This window comes from Lampropedia hyalina DSM 16112, assembly GCF_900129055.1.
Taxonomy (GTDB): Bacteria; Pseudomonadota; Gammaproteobacteria; order Burkholderiales; family Burkholderiaceae_C; genus Lampropedia; species Lampropedia hyalina.
On sequence record NZ_FQUZ01000038.1, the window covers coordinates 1 to 19,029 of the forward strand.

Below are 19,029 nucleotides of genomic sequence, written 5' to 3' on the forward strand. Positions count from 1 at the left end.
GCGTGCCTGTCTTTCACGCGAAGTTTCAGGGTTTTGATGGCTGTCGGCATGGTGCTGACTTTAACAGAGAGAGTGTATTCTTAATGTGTTATCCATTCACCAACATGGAACCCGTTGGGTTCCGCGCACCCTGATAAAGCGACCTGACCTAGTCACGGTCATCTGCTCCAGAATTGCCTGCATCAGGCGGAGCGGGCACGCGGTAGTCGCCGGAGGCCCAGGCTCCCAGGTCGATCATTTTGCAACGCTGGCTGCAAAAGGGCCGCCAGCGGTTATGGGCCGCGTAGGCACTGGGTTGCTGGCAGGTGGGGCATGGCACGAAGATGGCTTGGGTGTCTTCGGAATCGGCTGGCATGGTGGCAAGTGGATCGCTTCAGACGCAGATGGCCACGTCCAGTGACAGGTCGATGTGGCACGGCAGGGGTTTGGCATTGTCGCGTGGCTCCAGGAAGCGCACGGAAACCAGCAATTGATTGACACTGATTTCCGGCACGACGGCAATACCGGGCTGAAGCCACAGGCGCAGCAACTGGAAGTTGCGGTTCGCAGGCAGGTTCTGCTGGAACTGGCCGTTGTGGGCGGCAACGCGGCGCGTGTTGCCACTGTCGCGCACCAGCTTGAGCAGCAGGAATACGGTATCGGCCAATACGACGAGGCTGGACGTCCATTCCTCCAGATTTTGCAGGCGGGTGGTGGCGGCCAGGTTTTGCCAGTAATGGTAGAACGGCAGATCGAAAGTGCCGGTTCCACCCGATATGGCCATGCGGTTGCGCACGGCGGTGAGCCATTCGTTGTCGAGGATTTCCTGCCCCGGCTTGCCGGGCATGGCCGTTAGTCCATCCACGCAGGCATCGATCTTGCCGATGATGCGCTCCAGCACGGCCTGATCGGCCTCCGGGTTGTCCAGGTACGGTTGCAGGATGCTTTTATGGCGTTCCAGGTCCTTGAACAAACCTGCCTTCAGATCCGCACGCGCCGCCACTTCGGCGGTTTCAAACAGGGTTTGCAGGGCGTAGTGGTGGTCGATGGGATTGGAACGCTCCAGCAATAGTTGAAGACGCTGCAACAGGTATTCCAGCCGCAGGTAAACGCGGATGCGTTCATTGAAGGGGTATTCGTACAGAATCACGATGAGAGGCTCGATGGCAGGTGGGCAGGACAGAAACCGGCAGGCCGTTCGCAAAAAGGGCTTTTTTGCGAAAACGTGCAAGTATAGGCAATTATGTGCTGGCAACCTTGGTGATTGTATGAACACAATCCAAACGCTTGCGACTCTTGTGGTATCTGCACACGCCTTTTCTTCTGTGCAGGGCGTGGTAACCACCCAAAGAAATGGCTCCCGCCCTAGGACGGGAGCCATTCAGCATTCACCGGCTCTGCTTCAAACGCTTTTACGCGTTTTCAGCCAGAATCTGGTGCATTTCCTGCACCGAGATGACATCCAGTTGGCCCAGTGACTTCATGCCTTCCACGGCCGCTTCTGCACCGAAGATGGTGGTGAAGGTGGTGACGCGGTTTTGCAGTGCCGAGGTGCGGATGGTGCGTGAATCGACAATGGCGTTGCGGCGTTCTTCCACGGTGTTGATGACCATGGCGATTTCGCCGTTCTTGATCATGTCCACGATGTGGGGGCGGCCTTCTGCCACCTTATTGACCACGCGCACCGGCACGCCAGCGCGTTCGATGGCAGCGGCCGTGCCACGGGTGGCTACGAGGTGGAAGCCCATGCCGACCAGATCGCGGGCAATGGCAACGGCACGGTTCTTGTCGGCATCGCGCACGGTCAGGAACACGGTTCCGCCTTCGGGCAGGCGGGTGCCCGCGCCGAGCTGGCTCTTGACGTAGGCTTCGCCAAAGGTCTTGCCCACGCCCATGACTTCGCCGGTGGATTTCATCTCGGGGCCAAGGATGGTATCGACACCGGGGAACTTGACGAAGGGGAATACCGCTTCCTTGACGCTGAAATAAGGCGGTGTGACCTCTTTCGTGATGCCCTGCTCTGCCAGGGTCTGACCGGCCATGCAGCGTGCGGCGATCTTGGCCAGCGACAGGCCGGTGGCCTTGCCAACAAATGGCACGGTGCGGGAGGCGCGGGGATTGACTTCCAGCACATAGATGATGTCCTGCTTGTCCACCCCTTCGCCGCTTTCCTGAATGGCAAACTGGACGTTCATCAATCCGACCACGTTCAGCCCTTCGGCCATGGCAGCGGTCTGGCGTTTGAGTTCTTCAACAGTGGCCTGCGAGAGGTAGTACGGTGGCAGCGAGCAGGCAGAGTCACCGCTGTGCACGCCGGCCTGTTCGATGTGCTCCATCACGCCGCCAATCAGCACCTGACCGCTGGCATCGCGGATGCAATCGACGTCGCATTCGATGGCATTGGAGAGGAAGCGATCGAGCAGCACAGGCGAGTCGTTGCTGACCTGCACGGCTTCGCGCATATAGCGTTCCAGCCCGGCCTGTTCGTGGACGATTTCCATCGCGCGGCCACCGAGCACATAGCTGGGGCGCACCACCAGCGGGTAGCCCAGTGCGGTGGCCTTTTCCAGGGCTTGGGCTTCGGTGCGTGCCGTGGCATTGGGCGGCTGGCGCAGGCCCAGGGTGTGCAGCAGTTGCTGGAAGCGTTCGCGGTCTTCGGCGGCATCGATCATGTCGGGCGAGGTGCCGATGATTTTCACACCAGCGGCTTCCAGCCCCAGCGCGAGTTTCAGCGGGGTCTGGCCGCCGTACTGCACGATTACGCCATCGGGCTGCTCCAGATCGGCGATTTCCAGCACATCTTCCAGCGTGAGTGGCTCGAAGTAGAGGCGGTCGCTGGTGTCGTAGTCGGTGGAGACGGTTTCCGGGTTGCAATTGACCATGATGGTCTCGTAGCCGTCTTCGCGCATGGCCAGGGCGGCATGGACGCAGCAGTAGTCGAACTCGATGCCCTGACCGATGCGGTTGGGGCCGCCACCGAGCACCATGATCTTCTTCTTGTCGGTGGGCTGGGCCTCGCACTCCTCGTCGTAGCTGGAGTACATGTAGGCGGTGTTGGTGGCGAATTCGGCGGCGCAGGTATCGACGCGCTTGTACACGGGGCGAATGCCCAGCGCGTGGCGTTGCTTGCGCACATCGTGTTCGGTGACGTGCAGCAGCTTGGCCAGACGGCGATCGGAGAAGCCTTTTTGCTTGAGGCTGCGCAGTGTGTCGGCATCCAGCGCGGCCAATGCCTGCGCACCCTGCTCGGCGTAGATTGTGTCGAGTTGCAGTTCGATCTGGATGATTTCCTCGATCTGGATCAGGAACCACTTGTCGATCTTGGTGAGCTGATGGACTTCGTCCAGCGTCCAGCCTGCGGCGAAGGCATCGCCCACATACCAGATGCGGGAGGGGCCGGGTTCGCCCAGTTCGCGTTCCAGCACTTCACGATCCTGGGTTTTTTCGTTCATGCCATCCACGCCGACTTCCAGGCCACGCAGAGCCTTCTGGAAAGATTCCTGGAAGGTGCGGCCCATGGCCATGACTTCGCCCACAGACTTCATCTGGGTGGTCAGACGGTCATCGGCAGCCGGGAATTTCTCGAAGGCGAAGCGCGGCACCTTGGTGACAACGTAGTCGATGCTCGGCTCAAAGCTGGCCGGGGTCGCGCCGCCAGTGATGTCGTTCTTCAGTTCGTCCAGCGTGTAGCCGATGGCCAGCTTGGCGGCAATCTTGGCAATCGGAAAGCCGGTGGCCTTGGAGGCCAGTGCCGACGAACGCGAGACACGCGGGTTCATCTCGATGACGATCATGCGGCCATCCTTGGGATTGACCGAGAACTGCACGTTGGAGCCGCCGGTATCCACACCAATCTCGCGCAACACTGCCAGGCTGGCATCGCGCATGATCTGGTATTCCTTGTCGGTGAGGGTCTGCGCGGGAGCGACGGTGATGGAGTCGCCGGTGTGCACGCCCATCGGGTCGAGGTTTTCGATGGAGCAGACGATGATGGCGTTGTCCTTGCGGTCGCGCACCACTTCCATCTCGTACTCTTTCCAGCCCAGCAGCGACTCTTCGATCAGCAGCTCATTGGTGGGCGAGGCTTCCAGGCCGCGCTTGCAGATGGTCTCGAATTCTTCGGCGTTGTAGGCAATGCCGCCGCCCGTGCCACCCAGTGTGAAGCTGGGACGGATGACGGTGGGGAAGCCGACGCTTTTTTGCACTTCCCAGGCTTCGGCCATGCTGTGGGCAATGCCCGAGCGTGCCGATCCCAGGCCGATGCGGGTCATGGCATCCTTGAACTTGAGGCGGTCTTCGGCCTTGTCGATGGCTTCGGGGGTCGCACCAATCAGCTCCACCTTGTACTTGTGCAGCACGCCGTTGCGCCACAGGTCGAGCGCGCAGTTCAGTGCGGTCTGACCGCCCATGGTGGGCAGGATGGCATCGGGGCGTTCCTTGGCAATGATCTTCTCGACCGTCTGCCAGGTGATTGGCTCGATGTAAGTGACATCGGCGGTGGCCGGGTCGGTCATGATGGTGGCCGGGTTGCTGTTGATGAGGATGACTTTGTAGCCTTCCTCGCGCAGGGCCTTGCAGGCCTGCACGCCGGAATAGTCAAACTCGCAGGCCTGCCCAATGACGATGGGGCCGGCACCAATGATGAGGATGGATTTGAGGTCGGTTCTTTTTGGCATAAATCAGGTTCGGAGCACAGCAGCGGTTGTCTGGCAGGGGTGATTGCGTTTCAGGAAACACCGGGAAGGGTGCGTGATTGCATGTGTTGCAGCAGTTTCTCCAGTCGCTCGGGCTGGACTTTTTTCTGCATCAACTGCAACATGCCATCGCCTTCGGCAATCGGGCGCAGTACGTCGATCTCCACCGGGTAGAAATTCACGTCCCAGGATTGCAGTTCATCTTCGAATTCGGCATCACTCCAGTTCTTGCCCTTGGCGATGAAGATCACCAGGGGCACGGCCTTTTTCTCGAGAAAGGATTTTTTATAGGGCTTTTGCGCCCAGCGTTCGGTAAACCAGTCGCGGGCGACCGGCTCCAGCGTCAGCACACGCTTGGCCACGGCCTTTTCCAGTGCTGCCGTAGGAAAACTGAACAGTCTCATGGTTCACCTTTCACAAAAAATCATGGGCCTTGACAAACAGGAGTGTGCCGGGTGTGGCACACAGCCACATCAGCGGCGCATCAATTGAACAAACTGTTCAAACAGGCTGGTGATGTCATCCGGCCCAGGGGATGCCTCAGGGTGTCCCTGGAAGCAGAAGGCCGGGTGGCTGGTGTGTGCCAGCCCCTGCACCGTGCCATCGAACAGGCTGGTGTGGGTGACGCGCAGGCTCTCGGGCAGGCTGTCGGTCTCGACTGCAAAGCCGTGATTCTGGCTGGTGATGCTCACGCGCCCACTCTCCAGATGCTGCACCGGATGGTTGGCACCATGATGACCGAATTTCATCTTGAAGGTTTTCGCGCCCATCGCCAGTGCCATGATCTGGTGGCCCAGGCAGATGCCGAAGCAAGGAATGCCGGACTCGATGGCTTCGCGAGCTGCCTCGATGGCATAGTCGCAGGGCTGCGGGTCGCCAGGACCGTTCGAGAAAAACACGCCATCGGGCGAGAGTGCCTGCACTTCGGCAAACGGGGTTTGTGCGGGCACGACGGTGACGCGGCAACCGTGGGTCGCCAGCAGGCGCAGAATGTTGCGCTTGATGCCAAAGTCATAGGCCACCACATGAAACTGGGGCTTGGCCTGTTCGCCATATCCCTCGCCCAGTTCCCAGGTGGTTTGCTTCCACTCATAGGGCTTGGTGGTGGAGACGACCTTGGCCAGGTCCTTGCCCACCATGCTGGGAGCCTGCCGGGCCCGTTCGATGGCCTGTGCAATCAGGGCATCGTCTGCCACCTGTCCGGGAGCCAGAGCGAGAATGCAGCCGTTTTGTGCACCATGTTCGCGCAGGTGGCGGGTGAGGCGGCGGGTATCGATGCGGGCAATGGCCACCAGGCCATGTTCGCGCAGGTAGTCCGGCAGGTTGGCCGTGGAGCGGAAGTTGCTCTCCAGCAGCGGCAGTTCCTTGATGATGAGGCCAGCGGCCTGGGGCGCGCCGGATTCGGACTCCACGTCTTCGGAATTGACACCGGTGTTGCCGATGTGGGGATACGTCAGGGTGACGATCTGCTGGCAGTAGCTGGGGTCTGTCAGGATTTCCTGGTAGCCGGTCATGGAGGTGTTGAAGACCACTTCACCGACGGTGGAACCCGTGGCACCAATGGACTGACCTCTGAAAACCGTGCCGTCTGCCAGGGCCAGAATGGCTGCTGGGAAAGCATTCTGCTGTAGGGACAAAAGCACTCAAATACCTCGTTGGTTGGGAATACACGCCAGCGCACCCCAGCCCAACCCGCAGGACGCGGCTGGGAAAAAAATCGGTCTGGTCTGAATGCGCCCGGCAAGCGGCAAGCATTTTTGCCGACAAAAGCGGCCTATTATAACCGGCTGGCAGGTGGCTCCGGATGCGGTTCGGGTGCCGAGTCCGAACCTGCTCAGGCCGCCAGCGGCGCGGCCGCGCGCACCAGTGCCTGGGTGTAAGCGGCCTGGGGCTGCTCCAGTACCTGCTCAATCGGGCCGTATTCCACCGCCTGCCCGTCCTTCATCACCAGCACCTCGTGCGCCATGGCGCGTACCACATCGACATCGTGGGTGATGAGCAGATAAGCGAGTTCGCGCTCGCGTTGCAGGCGTTGCAGCAGGCGCAGAATCTGCTGCTGGATGGTGGCATCGAGCGCGCTGGTGGGTTCGTCCAGCACCAGCACGTCCGGCTCCAGAATCAGGGCACGGGCAATCGCAATGCGCTGGCGTTGCCCCCCGGAAAACTCATGTGGGTAACGCTCCAGCAGACCGGGAAATTGCGCCTCGGTCAGTCCCACATCGCGCAGGATGCGCTCCACACGCTGGCGGCGTTCGGCACGCCCCAACTGCGGGGCATGCACCTGCAAGCCCTCGGCCACGATGGCTTCAATGGACAGCCGGGGCGACAGGGCTGAAAACGGGTCCTGGAACACCACCTGAATCTTGCGCCGCAGGGCACGATTGTGGCTGCTGTTGCGCGATGCCGGCTGCTGCCACGGCTGGCCATCGATCTGCAACTGCCCCTGGCAATCCAGCAGACCCAGCACCGCCTGGGCCAGCGTGGTCTTGCCGGAGCCGGATTCGCCCACGATCGCCAGCGTCTGCGCCCTGGGCAGGCGAAACGACAACTGCTGCACGGCCGCAAACGCCCCCTTGCGAAACCAGCCTTTCAGCCCCGGCAGGGAAACAGGGTATTGCACCGCCAGCCCCTGTGCCACCACACGCGCTGCCTCGGCATCGGCGGCACTGGCTGCCCGCACATCCCGCTGGGGACGGCTGGCCAGCAACCGCTGGGTGTACGCATGTTGCGGCTGGCCAAATACCTGTGCCACGCTGCCCTGCTCCACGATACGCCCCAGCTCCATCACCGCCACACGGTCGGCAAAGCGTCGCACCATGTTCAGGTCGTGGGTGATGAGCAGAATGGCCATGCCGGTCTGCCGCTGCAAATCGGCCAGCAGATCGAGGATTTGCTGGCGCAGCCCCACGTCCAGCGCGGTCGTCGGCTCATCGGCAATCAGCAAGGCCGGGCGATTGGCCAGGGCCACTGCAATCATGGCGCGCTGGCGTTGCCCGCCGCTCAACTGGTGTGGGTAGTGTTTGGCCCGTCGGGCTGGCTCGGGGATGCCCGTCTGCGTCAGCAACTCAATGGCCGTCTGCCACGCGGCTGCGCGGCCCTGCCCCTGCTTGAGCTGTACCACCTCGGCAATCTGCTGGCCAATCGTCATCAACGGGTTGAGGGCTGTCATCGGCTCTTGGAACACCACGGCGATCTCGCCCCCACGCACCTGCCGCAGCCGCTGCGCGGACACCTCCAGCAGGTTCTCACCCCGGAACAACGCGCGGCCCTGCAACTGTGCTGCTTCCAAAAGCCGCAACAGGCTCAGGGCCGTGACGGTCTTGCCGGAGCCGGATTCACCCACCAGCGCGAGTTTCTCGCCCGCATTCAGGTGGAAATCCACACCGTGCACCACGGCCTTGCCACCAAACTGAATGCGCAGGTTTTCTACTCGCAGCAGCGGGGATGCACCAGCGGGCACGGCGGATGAAGCAACAGAATCGGACATCGGGCAATCAGCTTTCGGAAGTCTTGGGGGCGGGTGTGGCATCGGCCAGCGTCTTGCGTGGGTCCAGCGCGTCGCGCAGGGCCTCGCCCATGAAGGTCAGCAGCAGCAGGGTCAGCACCATGACGGTGAAGGTGAACAGGCCAATCCACCAGGCATCCAGATTGTTCTTGCCCTGATTGAGCAACTCCCCCAGCGACGGGGTGCCCGGCGGCACCCCCAGCCCCAGAAAATCCAGGGCCACCAGCGCGGTGATGGCCGCACTCATGCGAAACGGCAGGAACGTCACCACCGGGGTCATGCTGTTGGGCAGAATGTGCCGCCACATGATGGCGACATTGCCCACCCCCAGGGCGCGCGCGGACTTCACATAATCGAGTTGGCGGTTGCGCAGGAATTCAGCCCGCACATAGTCCGACAGACCAATCCAGCCAAACAGGCTCAGAATCACCAGCAATAGCGTGATACTGGGTGCGAAAATCGCGCTGAGGATGATGAGCAGAAACAGCTCCGGCATGGAACCCCATATCTCGATGAGCCGCTGGCTCACCAGATCGATCTTGCCGCCAAAAAACCCCTGAACCGCTCCGGCCAGCACCCCCAGCACCACACCAATGGCCGTCAGTGCCAGACCGAACAGCACGCTGACGCGAAAACCGTACAGCAGTTGTGCCAGCAGGTCACGACCCCGGTCGTCGGTGCCCAGCCAGTTCTGGGCCGAAGGCGGAGCCGGATCGGGCTGGGTGCTGAAGTAATTGAGGGTGCGCGGCCCGTATTCGTTGAGTGGGTAGATCGCCCAGTTGTCGCCACCGGAAATACGCTCGCGGATGAAAGGATCGAGGTAATCGGCCGCAGTCTGGAAGTCACCGCCAAACGTGGTTTCCGGGTAGTCCTTGAACACCGGGAAGAACCACCGCCCTTCATACGACACCAGCAAGGGCCGGTCATTCGAGAGCACATTCGCCAGCAGACTCACCAGCAGCATGACCCCGAACAGCCAGAGGCTCCAGTAGCCCAGACGATGGCATTTGAAACGGTGCCATGCCTTGCCGGCAGGCGATGGGGACGGTGAATCGGGCATGGAATGGCAGGTGCAACAAAGGCAAACAGAACAATCCTGTGTTTATACAACAGCCGCGAAGCCTGTGCTGGGCGACGGTGCAAGCCGTGGCATATTGCAAAATCCTACGAACAAGTCCCAAACCCATCACCCCGTCAGTCGGTGTGCCCACTGCGATCCGGCACGATGCCGCAAAGGATTGTGCTCAACGCTCCAGGTACTGGAGCTTGTCGGTCTGGCCGTTCCATTCATCGGCATCGGGCAGGGCTGCCTTGCGGCGGGTGATGCTTTTCCACTCGCTGCTTTGCGAAAGCTCGGCGTTGATCTCGATGAATTCCTGTTGGTCGGCAGGCACGTCTTCTTCGGCGAAGATGGCTTCGGCCGGGCATTCAGGTACGCAAACGGCGCAGTCGATGCACTCATCCGGGTCGATGATGAGGAAGTTGGGGCCTTCCTTGAAGCAATCGACCGGGCACACGTCCACGCAATCGGTGTACTTGCATTTGATACAGTTTTCAGTGACGACGTGTGTCATGGCGGTGCTTTGTTTTGGTGTGTTGAAGGAACGTGGGGATAACCCTTGTCATTTTATCGTTCAGGCAATAGTCGATGGGGCCGGATGGTTGGGCGCATTGAGCGCGTCGGCATCCTGCACCAGCACTGCCGCTGCGGTTTTGTGGCTGGCGGTATCGACCAGAATCAGCGACCCCAGCAGGCGCGATTGTGCGTAGGATGCCACGGGCACGGCTTCTTGCAGCACCAGTTCCACCACGCCAATGGCATTGGCCTCCAGTTGCTGGGCATCTTCGCGGGCCAGGGTGTGGATGTTCAACTGCTCGCGGATGCGGCGAATCTTGGCCTTGACCCAGCGGTGGCCGTGCAATGCCCAATAGACGCGGCCAATGGCAGCGGGTTCATCGTCCATCCAGGCGATGGTGGCAGTGAGTTCGCGCCGGCTCTCCCAAGCATGGGCGGCCGCTGCGGGGGTGTCGAAATCATCGAAGTCATCGGCAGCGGCCTGCCCTGTCGCACTGTCGCTGGCCGTGGCCAGCAGCCAGTCGCCGCGTGAAACGTCCACTTCCCGGTCGAGGGCAATGCCTGCGCTCAATCCGGCAGAAACTGCACCCGGCTGGCGGGCATGGTCGAGCACTTCCACCACGCGGGCACTCTGGCCACTGGGGAAGATGCGCACTTCCTGCCCGGCCTGCACCTGCCCGGTGGCGACACGGCCCCAGAACACGCGGCGGCTCTTGTGGATGTCGGCAGAGCCAGAGAATTTCTCCACCCATTGCACGGGGAAGGCCAGCGGTAGGGCCGTGTCGGCCTGGGTGACGGGCAGCCCTTCGAGCAGCGGCAGCAGGGCCGGGCCGTGGTAGCCCGCAAAGCCGGGGCTGGCTTCGACGACGTTGTCGCCCACCAGCGCGGAAATCGGCACGATGGCGGTGGGCTGCACGCCTTCGGCCTGGGCGAACTGCTGCAAGGCCGTGCGGATGTTGGTGAAGGCCAGCGCGGCATCGTCCACGGCATCGAGTTTGTTGATGGCGAAGATCAGGCTGGGTACGCGCAGCAGGTGTACGAGCAGGCTGTGGCGTTTGGTCTGTGGCAGCAGTGGCAGTGCGGGGTTGCGCCAATCGAGTTTGGTGGCATCGACGAGCACGACGGCGGCATCGGCATTGCTGGCGGCGGTGACCATGTTGCGGGTGTATTGCTCGTGGCCGGGTGCGTCGCCGATGATGAATTTGCGCTGGGCACTGGAGAAGTACCGCCAGGCCACGTCGATGGTGATGCCTTGCTCCCGTTCGGCGGCCAGGCCATCGGTGAGCTGGGCGAGGTCGATTTCGTCCTTGCTGGCGGCGGTGTGGCGGGTGATGCCGGCCAACTGGTCTTGCAGCACGCTTTTGCTGTCCACCAGCAGGCGGCCTATGAGGGTACTTTTGCCATCATCGACACTGCCGCAGGTGATGAAGCGCAGGGCGGCGGAATGGCTGTTGATTTGCTGGTTGCTCATGTCAGGTACGGGTTCACGGATTCGCAAATGGATGGTTTCGGGCGGATGGTGCAGAAGCTGCGGCAGATGGCTCAGAAGTAGCCGTCGCGCTTGCGCTTTTCCATCGAGGCATCGGATGTCTTGTCGTCCATGCGCGTGGCTCCGCGTTCGCTGATGTTGGCCGAGAGGGTTTCGGCGACGATGTCCAGAGCCGATGCGGCGGTGCTTTCCACCGGGCAGGTGCAGGTGATGTCGCCCACGGTGCGAAAGCGCACCTGGCGTTGCTGCACCTGCTCGCCGTCCCTGGGCGGGGTCAGCGGTGTGACCGGCACCAGCAGGCCCTTGCGCTCGACCACGTCGCGCGGGTGGGTGTAGTACAGCGAGGGCAATGCAATGTCTTCGCGGGCAATGTATTGCCAGACATCCAGTTCCGTCCAGTTGCTGATGGGGAAGACGCGGAAGTGCTCGCCCTGGGTCAGGCGGGTGTTGAACAGCGTCCACAGTTCCGGGCGTTGTGCCTTGGGCTGCCACTGGCCGAAGCTGTCGCGGTGGCTGAAGATGCGCTCCTTGGCGCGGGCTTTTTCCTCGTCGCGGCGTGCGCCACCGATGAGGGCATCGAAGCGGAATTCCTCGATGGCTTCCAGCAGCGTGACGGACTGGTGGGCGTTGCGGCTTTCCTCGGGATGCGAGAGGCGCACGGTGCCTCGTGCCATCGAGTCTTCGACACTGCGCACAATCAGTTGCGCTCCCAGCTCCTTGGCACGGCGGTCGCGGAATTCGGTCACTTCGGTGAAGTTGTGGCCGGTATCGATCATCAGCAGCGGGTACGGGATGCGGCCCGCACCAAAGGCTTTCTCGGCGCAGCGCAGCATGACCAGCGAGTCCTTGCCACCGGAGAACAGCAAGGTGGGGCGTTCAAAGGTGGCGGCCACTTCGCGCAGGATGAAGATGGTTTCTTCCTCCAGTGCGTCCAGGTGGGCGTTGGAGAGCGGGTGCAGCAGGGTGTGGGGCAAGGGTGCGTTCATGGTCGATGCTTGGGTCATTGGGTGTCGTGGGCTTCAGCGCAGGGGCAGGAAGCTGATGGGGGACACGGTCGCGTCGTGTGCCTGCCCGGTGCTGTCGCTGGTGGCCGCGTCGTCGTCGCCATGCTGGACGTGCAGACCGCATTCGCGGGCGTTGTCGCCTTCCCACCACCAGCGGCCGGAGCGGAAATCCTCGCCCAGTGTCACGGCACGGGTGCAGGGTTCGCAGCCGATGCTGGGGTAGAAGCGGTCGTGCAGGATGTTGTAGGGCACGTCGTGCAGCGCGACGTAGTGCCACAGATCGCCCAGCGTCCAGTCGGCCAGCGGGTTGATCTTGGGCAGGTTGCCGCTTTCGTCCACATACGGAACTTCGGCACGCGCGCCGGACTGTTCGCGGCGCAGCCCGGTGATCCAGGCCTGCTTGCCCGCCAGTGCGCGATCCAGTGGCTCCATCTTGCGGATGTTGCAGCAGGCCTTGCGCAGTTCCATGCTCTTGTACATGGCATCCTTGCCGTTGGCGGTCACAAAGTCCTGCACGGCCTGGGCATCGGGGTGGTAGATGGAAAATGGCCGCTGGTAGTGGTTCTGCGCCCGCTCCAGCAAATCCAGGGTCTGGGCGTGCAGGCGGCCGGTTTCCAGCACGAAGATGTCGGTTTTCAGGTCAAGCCGGTGCAGGATGTCGGTGATGACCATGTCTTCCACGCCCAGGCTGTTGGCCTGGGTGATGGGTGCAAAGCGTGCCACGGCCTCCCGCAGCACCTGCTGGCTGTGCGCCAGCCGTGCCTCGAAGTCGGCAGAGTGGTCGTCGGCATAAAGCTCGATGGCTGTCATGGAACTGGCTTTCGATGCTGGATGGCTCAGACGGCACTGCGCTCGGACTGCACGGACAGCTCCTCCGGTTCCGGGTCGCGGAAATGCGGCAGCGCGTGTACGGCATCGCCCTGGTAAAAGGCATGGAAGCGGTCGAACTGCCGCTGGGCATCGCTGGCATCCACGCCTTCGCGCAGCACGGCCACATCGAAGCCGGTGCGGGCCATCTGCACCAGTTGGTCGATCAGCACGTCGCCGGTGGCGCGCAACTCGCCCTGGTAGCCCAGACGGCGGCGCAGCAGGTAGGCCTGGCTGTAGGCGCGACCATCGGTGAACTTGGGGAAGTCCAGATCGATGCGCTGCACACCGACCAGATCGAGTTCGCGTGGGTCGGCCTCGTTGTTCAGGGCCAGATAGCCGACAGTAGCCTGATCGGCTTCCAGCGTGGTGGCGTGTTCGGCCGCCGTGAGCAGGCGAAAGGCGGGGGCTTGGCTGGCTGGGGAGTGGCTCATGGTTCAGGCTCCTTCTGCAACGGCATCGGCGGGGGCTGGCAGGCGGGCGGCCTTGCCTGCTTCCTTGAACGGGGCAATGCCCACGCGGCGGAACGTGTCGATGAAGGCTTCGGCCTTGCCGTCCTGCGGTTCGCGCAGCGTCCGGTAAGTTTCCAGAATGGCCTCGATCACACCGGGCACTTCGGCCAGCGAGAACGAAGGGCCGATGACCTTGCCAGCCTGCGCTGGGCCGCTGAGTTGCGAACCATCGGAGCCGCCCAGCACGACCTGATACCACTCCTTGCCATCCTTGTCCACGCCCAGAATGCCAATGTGGCCGCTGTGGTGGTGGCCGCAGGAGTTGATGCAGCCGCTGATGTGCAGATCAATGTGACCCAGATCGTAGAGTTCGTCCAGGTCCTGGTAACGCTCCAGCAGGGTTTCGGCAATCGGCAGCGAGCGGGCATTGGCCAGTGCGCAGAAGTCCCCGCCGGGGCAGGTAATCATGTCGGTGAGCAGGTGCGAAGTGGGCGCGGCCAGACCGAGCTTTTTCGCTTCCTCCCACACTTCCAGCAGATCGTTCACATGCACCCAGGGCAGCAGCAGGTTCTGGGTATGGGTGACGCGCACCTCGCCCGCGCTGTAGCGGTCGGCCAGGTCGGCGGCGGCTTCCAGAATGTGCGAATCGGCATCGCCAGGCGACCAGCCGGGGCGTTTGAAGGACAGGCGCACTGCCCGCAACGCCGGGTTGCGGTGCGGCATGACGTTGCGCTCCAGCCAGCGGTTGAAGGCCACGTTGTCCTGGGGCAATGCCTGCACTTCGGCTCCCACATGGCGCGTCAGCTCGGGATCGACGAAGCAGGCCGCCACGCGGTCGTATTCCTCCTGGGTAATCAGGTGGGCACCGCCGTCGTGTTCGATGATCTGCTGGAATTCGGCTTCCACCTCGTCGATGTAACGCTGACCCTCGGCCTTGACCAGAATCTTGATGCGGGCCTTGTAGATGTTGTCGCGCCGCCCCCAGCGGTTATAGACGCGCACCACCGCCTCCAGGAAGTTCATGATCTGGTTCCACGGCAGGAACTCGCGGATCACCGTGCCGATGACCGGCGTGCGGCCCATGCCGCCGCCCACCAGCACCTTGAAGCCGACCTCGCCTGCTTCGTTCTTCACCAGATGCAGGCCGACATCGTGCCAGCCGATGGCGGCACGGTCTTCCGCAGCACCGGTGATGGCAATCTTGAACTTGCGCGGCAGGAAGGCGAACTCGGGGTGCAGCGTGCTCCACTGGCGCATGATTTCGCCAAACGGACGCGGATCGGCCACTTCATCGATGGCAATGCCAGCCAGTTCGTCGCTGGTGATGTTGCGGATGCAGTTGCCGCTGGTCTGGATGCCGTGCATGTTCACGCTGGCCAGCAAGTCCATGACATCGGCACTCCTGGCCAGCGGAATCCAGTTGAACTGCACGTTCTGGCGCGTGGTGAAGTGTGCGCAGTGCGTGGGCAGGCGGGTGGTTCCGAGCAGGCCCTGTTTTTCCATCGCCTCCTTGAATACGGCGGCTTCAGGCTCGTCGTAGTCGCGGGCAATGGTGGCCATGGCGCGCAGTTGCTGGCTGGAGAGTTCGCCATATGGCACAGCCACCCGCAGCATGGGGGCGTAGCGTTGCACATACCAGCCGTTTTGCAGGCGCAGCGGGCGGAACTCATCTTCAGCGAGCTTGCCTGCCTGCCAGCGTTCGAGCTGGTCGCGAAACTGTGCGGCCCTCAGGCGCACGAATTCCTTATCAAAATCAGTGTATTGGTACATGGCGTGGGAATGTTTGCTTGCTTATGTCCTGTCTCTGCCAACTGACTGCCATCCATGCCCGAAAGTCATGGTGCAGTGCGGCATCTTCGAGAAGGCGTTACTGTAGAAGCAAAGCTGGCAAATCCCAACGAATGTTTAATTAGGGCCGTATAACAAAAAAGATATAAAGAAATGAGAATACAGTTCAAATATCGCCAAAGAGCTTATGGGGGAATGCGCTATCGGTACATTGAACGGTATCGGAACGCTCCAGCGTCCATATCTCATGGCCTGCCGCTGGAGCGGCGGGGGAGGCGTTCCTACGCAGGAGCGCAGGAACGATCCAACTTACCCCACACCGTCATTTCGACGCAGGCCACAATGACGGCCGTTGAAAGGGCAAGAACAGTTGAAACGGCCACACTCCCAAAGCCATCACAGCTTGGCAATCGAAACCTCTGTGGACTTGACCAGTGCGACCACTTCGGAGCCGATTTTCAGTTCCAGCTCATCCACCGAGCGGGTGGTGATGACCGAAGTGACAACCCCCCAGGGGGTCTGCACGTCGATTTCCGAGAGCACATCGCCCCGGATGATTTCCTTGATATTGCCTTTGAACTGGTTGCGTACATTGACGGCTTGAATGGACATGGGGTCTTCTCCTTGGTAAAAAAATCGGTTTTCGCTGTGGTGTTCAGATGGCAAAACGCCATGCCAGTGGCGACGGGCCACTGCCACCCGCGTCGCCATCGTGGCCTGTGGGTTCGGGGGAATCATCGTCCCTGGCCGGGCGGGCCAGCACGCGATCCAGAATGCGTTTTTCGAGTGCGGCAAAGGCAGCACTGCCGCGTTCGCGCGGGTGTGGCAGGGCTATGCGTTCGTCCAGGGCAATGTGGCCGTCTTCGATCAGCAGCACCCGGTCGGCCAGTGCCACGGCCTCCTGCACGTCGTGCGTGACCAGCAGCGCGGTGAAGCCGTGGCGTTGCCACAGCCCTTCGATGAGCGCGTGCATCTCGATGCGGGTGAGCGCGTCGAGCGCGCCCAGCGGCTCGTCCAGCAACAGCAGCTCGGGCCGATGCACCAGCGCGCGCGCCAGGGCCACGCGCTGGCGTTGGCCACCCGAGAGGTTGGCAGGCCAGTCGCCACCCCGGTCGTGCAGGCCGACGTTCTCCAGTACGGCCTGCGCCTTTTCGCGCTCCTCTTTGGGCAAGCCCAGTGCCACGTTGTCGAGCACCGGCTTCCAGGGCAGCAAACGCGCATCCTGAAACATGATGCGGGTGTGCGGGTTCAGGCCGGTGGAAGGGGTCTGGTTGAGCAGGATGTCGCCTTGCGTGGCCGCCTCCAGCCCTGCCACCAGACGCAGCAGCGTGCTTTTGCCACAGCCACTGCGCCCGACGATGGCGACGAATTCGCCCGGCTCCACGTCCAGATCGGTGGCGTGCAACACTTCACGGTCGCCGAATGTCTTCGTCACGCCACGCAATTGCAGGCGCACGCCACGCTGTCGATGGCTCTCGCTCTCGCTCTGGCTCATGCGCAGACTCCCTGATGCGCACGGGAATGATGAAACTGAGAAAAACGGGGAATGTCACGCATGCAAGGGTTTCCTGAAATCTCCAGCCGGGGCTGGATAGGGCAATGGAGTAGCCGCATCCACGGTATTCAGCGATAGTTGGGATTCCAGCGCAGCCAGTACCGCTCCAGTGCGCGGGCGGCCACATCGGCCAGCTTGCCCAGCAGGGCGTAGAGCAGAATGCCGACCAGCACGATGTCGGTCTGGAGGAACTCGCGCGCATTCATGGTCAGGTAGCCGATGCCGGACTGTGAGGAAATGGTCTCGGCCACGATCAGGATCACCCACATCAGCCCCAGCGAGAAACGCAAGCCCACCAGAATGGAAGCCAGCGCGCCGGGCAGGATGATCTGCCGGTACAGTTGCCAGCGCGAGAGGCCATAGGCTCGCCCCATTTCCACCAGAGCCGGATCGACGCTGCGAATGCCGTGGAACGTGTTGATGTAGATCGGGAAGAACACCGAGGTGGCGATCAGGAACAGCTTGGCAGCCTCGTCGATGCCGAACCACAGAATCACCAGCGGAATCAGGGCCAGAGCCGGAATATTGCGCACCATCTGCACGGTGGAATCCAGCAATTGCTCGAAGAACTTCACGGAGCCGGTCAGCAAACCCAGCACCAGCCCCAGGCCACCACCAATGGCCAGCCCGGCAAAGGCACGACCGGCACTGACCTTGACGTGCGTCCACAACTCGCCCGAAAGCGTCAGCGTCCAGAATGCCTGAAACACACTGACGGGCGATGGCAGCACACGCGTAGACAGCCAGCCCAGCGACGACGATGCCTGCCAGGCGACCAGCAACAGCAGCGGCAAGACCCAGGGCAGCAGCTTGCCACGCCACGCATCAATGCCAGTGCCAGCAGATCGGTTTTTTGCCTTGGGCTGTGCCGCCACCGTGGTCGATGGCGATGCAGCGGGCAGCTTCTGTGCGTGGCTGGTCATGCGTGCTCGTTCCTTTCAGAAACCATCAGGCTGCGTCCTTGGGACGGTACAGATTGGCGACAGCCTCGCCCCGCGTGAAGCTCTGCTGCGCGCCAATGCGCTGGTGAATGGAGGGCGGCAGCAGCGGGAACACCAGGTCGGCAAAGTAGTAGGCTTCTTCCAGATGCGGATAGCCCGACAGCACGAAGGTATCCAGCCCCAGATCGGCGTATTCCTGAATGCGGTCTGCCACCTGCTGCGGACTGCCCACCAGGGCCGTGCCTGCACCGCTGCGCACCAGCCCAACTCCAGCCCAGAGATTGGGGCTGATTTCCAGATCGGCACGGCTGCGCCCCTTGCGACCCACATGCAGCGCGGCCATGCGGCGTTGGCCTTCGGAATCCATGTTGGCAAACGCACTCTGGGCGGCCTCGATGGCTTCATCGGGCACATGGCTGATGAGGCGTTCGGCGGCCGCCCAGGCATCTTCCTCGCGTTCGCGCACGATCACATGCAGGCGAATGCCAAAGCGCACGGTGCGCCCGTGCCTGGCGGCTTCGGCGCGGACATCGGCGATTTTCTCGGCCACGGCAGCAGGTGGTTCGCCCCAGGTGAGGTAGGTATCGACCTGCTCCCCGGCCAGCGCGTGCGCCGCCTTGGACGATCCACCGAAATACACCGGTGGATAGGGTTTTTGCAGCGGCGGGAACAGCAGTTTCGCGCCCTTGACCTGCAAATGCTTGCCCTCGAAGTCGTAGGACTCGCCATCGTGGCTGCGTGCCAGAATCTCGCGCCAGATGCGGATGAATTCTTCCGACTGGGCATACCGCTCGGCGTGGTCGAGGAACAGGCCATCGCCTTCCAGTTCTTCCTCACTGCCACCCGTGACCAGATTCACCAGCAGCCGCCCGCCGGAGAGGCGGTCGAACGTGGCGGCCATGCGGGCGGCCAGCGCGGGCTGGTGCAGACCGGGGCGCACGGCCACCAGAAACTTCAGCCGCTGCGTCACCGGCAGCAGACTGGCGGCCACCACCCAGGGGTCTTCGCAGGAACGCCCGGTGGGAATCAGCACGCCTTCGTAGCCCAGGCTGTCGGCCGCCGTGGCGACCTGCTTGAGGTAGTTGTGGTCGAGTTGGCGGGCACCTGTGCCGGTGCCCAGGTAGCGGCTGTCGCCGTGGGTGGGAATGAACCAGAAAATCGACATATCAGTGAGTCAGG

General features: G+C 62.2%; 17 protein-coding genes. All 17 read right to left on the reverse strand.

Annotated features, from left to right (window positions below; genetic code table 11):
* Positions 1-148: 148 nt before the first annotated feature.
* Positions 149-355, reverse strand: a complete 207-nt coding sequence (locus tag BUE21_RS12620; RefSeq protein WP_073357016.1) for a DNA gyrase inhibitor YacG — start codon at positions 353-355, stop codon at positions 149-151.
* Positions 356-373: 18 nt separating this feature from the next.
* Positions 374-1,129, reverse strand: coding sequence for a cell division protein ZapD (gene zapD, locus BUE21_RS12625; protein WP_073357017.1), 756 nt, complete (start codon positions 1,127-1,129; stop codon positions 374-376).
* A gap of 262 nt (positions 1,130-1,391) precedes the next feature.
* The gene (carB, locus tag BUE21_RS12630; protein ID WP_073357018.1) at positions 1,392-4,655 is read right to left on the reverse strand and encodes a carbamoyl-phosphate synthase large subunit; all 3,264 of its coding nucleotides are present in this window, start codon (positions 4,653-4,655) and stop codon (positions 1,392-1,394) included.
* Between the two features lie 50 nt (positions 4,656-4,705).
* Positions 4,706-5,077 (reverse strand): hypothetical protein, encoded by a 372-nt coding sequence (locus BUE21_RS12635; RefSeq protein ID WP_073357019.1) that lies wholly within the window; start codon positions 5,075-5,077, stop codon positions 4,706-4,708.
* A 69-nt stretch (positions 5,078-5,146) separates the two neighbouring features.
* Positions 5,147-6,316, reverse strand: a complete 1,170-nt coding sequence (gene carA / locus BUE21_RS12640; protein WP_073357020.1) for a glutamine-hydrolyzing carbamoyl-phosphate synthase small subunit — start codon at positions 6,314-6,316, stop codon at positions 5,147-5,149.
* Between the two features lie 191 nt (positions 6,317-6,507).
* Positions 6,508-8,160 carry an ABC transporter ATP-binding protein gene (locus BUE21_RS12645; protein ID WP_073357021.1) on the reverse strand — a complete coding sequence of 551 codons (1,653 nt, stop codon included), beginning with the start codon at positions 8,158-8,160 and terminating at the stop codon, positions 6,508-6,510.
* A 7-nt stretch (positions 8,161-8,167) separates the two neighbouring features.
* Positions 8,168-9,238 (reverse strand): ABC transporter permease, encoded by a 1,071-nt coding sequence (locus BUE21_RS12650; RefSeq protein WP_073357022.1) that lies wholly within the window; start codon positions 9,236-9,238, stop codon positions 8,168-8,170.
* A 184-nt stretch (positions 9,239-9,422) separates the two neighbouring features.
* Complete coding sequence (gene fdxA / locus BUE21_RS12655; protein ID WP_073357023.1) at positions 9,423-9,752, reverse strand: ferredoxin FdxA; 330 nt, start codon at positions 9,750-9,752, stop codon at positions 9,423-9,425.
* Between the two features lie 60 nt (positions 9,753-9,812).
* The gene (locus BUE21_RS12660; RefSeq protein ID WP_073357024.1) at positions 9,813-11,225 is read right to left on the reverse strand and encodes a sulfate adenylyltransferase subunit 1; all 1,413 of its coding nucleotides are present in this window, start codon (positions 11,223-11,225) and stop codon (positions 9,813-9,815) included.
* Between the two features lie 71 nt (positions 11,226-11,296).
* Positions 11,297-12,247 (reverse strand): sulfate adenylyltransferase subunit CysD, encoded by a 951-nt coding sequence (cysD, locus tag BUE21_RS12665; protein WP_407656063.1) that lies wholly within the window; start codon positions 12,245-12,247, stop codon positions 11,297-11,299.
* Between the two features lie 15 nt (positions 12,248-12,262).
* A complete protein-coding gene (locus BUE21_RS12670) occupies positions 12,263-13,057 on the reverse strand; it encodes a phosphoadenylyl-sulfate reductase (protein ID WP_073357025.1) in 795 nt (264 codons plus the stop codon).
* A 26-nt stretch (positions 13,058-13,083) separates the two neighbouring features.
* Complete coding sequence (locus BUE21_RS12675; protein ID WP_073357026.1) at positions 13,084-13,548, reverse strand: DUF934 domain-containing protein; 465 nt, start codon at positions 13,546-13,548, stop codon at positions 13,084-13,086.
* A gap of 3 nt (positions 13,549-13,551) precedes the next feature.
* Positions 13,552-15,336 carry a nitrite/sulfite reductase gene (locus BUE21_RS12680; protein ID WP_073357027.1) on the reverse strand — a complete coding sequence of 595 codons (1,785 nt, stop codon included), beginning with the start codon at positions 15,334-15,336 and terminating at the stop codon, positions 13,552-13,554.
* Positions 15,337-15,750: 414 nt separating this feature from the next.
* Positions 15,751-15,966 carry a TOBE domain-containing protein gene (locus tag BUE21_RS12685; protein ID WP_073357028.1) on the reverse strand — a complete coding sequence of 72 codons (216 nt, stop codon included), beginning with the start codon at positions 15,964-15,966 and terminating at the stop codon, positions 15,751-15,753.
* 43 nt (positions 15,967-16,009) lie between these two features.
* On the reverse strand, positions 16,010-16,849 hold the full coding sequence (locus BUE21_RS12690) for an ATP-binding cassette domain-containing protein (protein ID WP_073357029.1): 840 nt from the start codon (positions 16,847-16,849) through the stop codon (positions 16,010-16,012).
* A gap of 128 nt (positions 16,850-16,977) precedes the next feature.
* Positions 16,978-17,832 carry an aliphatic sulfonate ABC transporter permease SsuC gene (gene ssuC / locus BUE21_RS12695; protein ID WP_073357030.1) on the reverse strand — a complete coding sequence of 285 codons (855 nt, stop codon included), beginning with the start codon at positions 17,830-17,832 and terminating at the stop codon, positions 16,978-16,980.
* A 25-nt stretch (positions 17,833-17,857) separates the two neighbouring features.
* Complete coding sequence (gene ssuD, locus BUE21_RS12700; RefSeq protein WP_073357031.1) at positions 17,858-19,015, reverse strand: FMNH2-dependent alkanesulfonate monooxygenase; 1,158 nt, start codon at positions 19,013-19,015, stop codon at positions 17,858-17,860.
* Between the last annotated feature and the right edge of the window lie 14 nt (positions 19,016-19,029).

Bases quoted from the DNA above. Each gene is read 5' to 3' on its own strand.
- BUE21_RS12675 (WP_073357026.1), bottom strand. From the start codon at position 13,548: ATGAGCCACTCCCCAGCCAGCCAAGCCCCCGCCTTTCGCCTGCTCACG.
- BUE21_RS12645 (WP_073357021.1), bottom strand. From the start codon at position 8,160: ATGTCCGATTCTGTTGCTTCATCCGCCGTGCCCGCTGGTGCATCCCCG.
- BUE21_RS12660 (WP_073357024.1), bottom strand. From the start codon at position 11,225: ATGAGCAACCAGCAAATCAACAGCCATTCCGCCGCCCTGCGCTTCATC.
- ssuC (WP_073357030.1), bottom strand. From the start codon at position 17,832: ATGACCAGCCACGCACAGAAGCTGCCCGCTGCATCGCCATCGACCACG.
- carB (WP_073357018.1), bottom strand. From the start codon at position 4,655: ATGCCAAAAAGAACCGACCTCAAATCCATCCTCATCATTGGTGCCGGC.
- BUE21_RS12635 (WP_073357019.1), bottom strand. From the start codon at position 5,077: ATGAGACTGTTCAGTTTTCCTACGGCAGCACTGGAAAAGGCCGTGGCC.
- BUE21_RS12620 (WP_073357016.1), bottom strand. From the start codon at position 355: ATGCCAGCCGATTCCGAAGACACCCAAGCCATCTTCGTGCCATGCCCC.
- BUE21_RS12650 (WP_073357022.1), bottom strand. From the start codon at position 9,238: ATGCCCGATTCACCGTCCCCATCGCCTGCCGGCAAGGCATGGCACCGT.
- cysD (WP_407656063.1), bottom strand. From the start codon at position 12,247: ATGACCCAAGCATCGACCATGAACGCACCCTTGCCCCACACCCTGCTG.
- BUE21_RS12685 (WP_073357028.1), bottom strand. From the start codon at position 15,966: ATGTCCATTCAAGCCGTCAATGTACGCAACCAGTTCAAAGGCAATATC.
- fdxA (WP_073357023.1), bottom strand. From the start codon at position 9,752: ATGACACACGTCGTCACTGAAAACTGTATCAAATGCAAGTACACCGAT.
- BUE21_RS12690 (WP_073357029.1), bottom strand. From the start codon at position 16,849: ATGAGCCAGAGCGAGAGCGAGAGCCATCGACAGCGTGGCGTGCGCCTG.
- ssuD (WP_073357031.1), bottom strand. From the start codon at position 19,015: ATGTCGATTTTCTGGTTCATTCCCACCCACGGCGACAGCCGCTACCTG.
- BUE21_RS12670 (WP_073357025.1), bottom strand. From the start codon at position 13,057: ATGACAGCCATCGAGCTTTATGCCGACGACCACTCTGCCGACTTCGAG.
- BUE21_RS12680 (WP_073357027.1), bottom strand. From the start codon at position 15,336: ATGTACCAATACACTGATTTTGATAAGGAATTCGTGCGCCTGAGGGCC.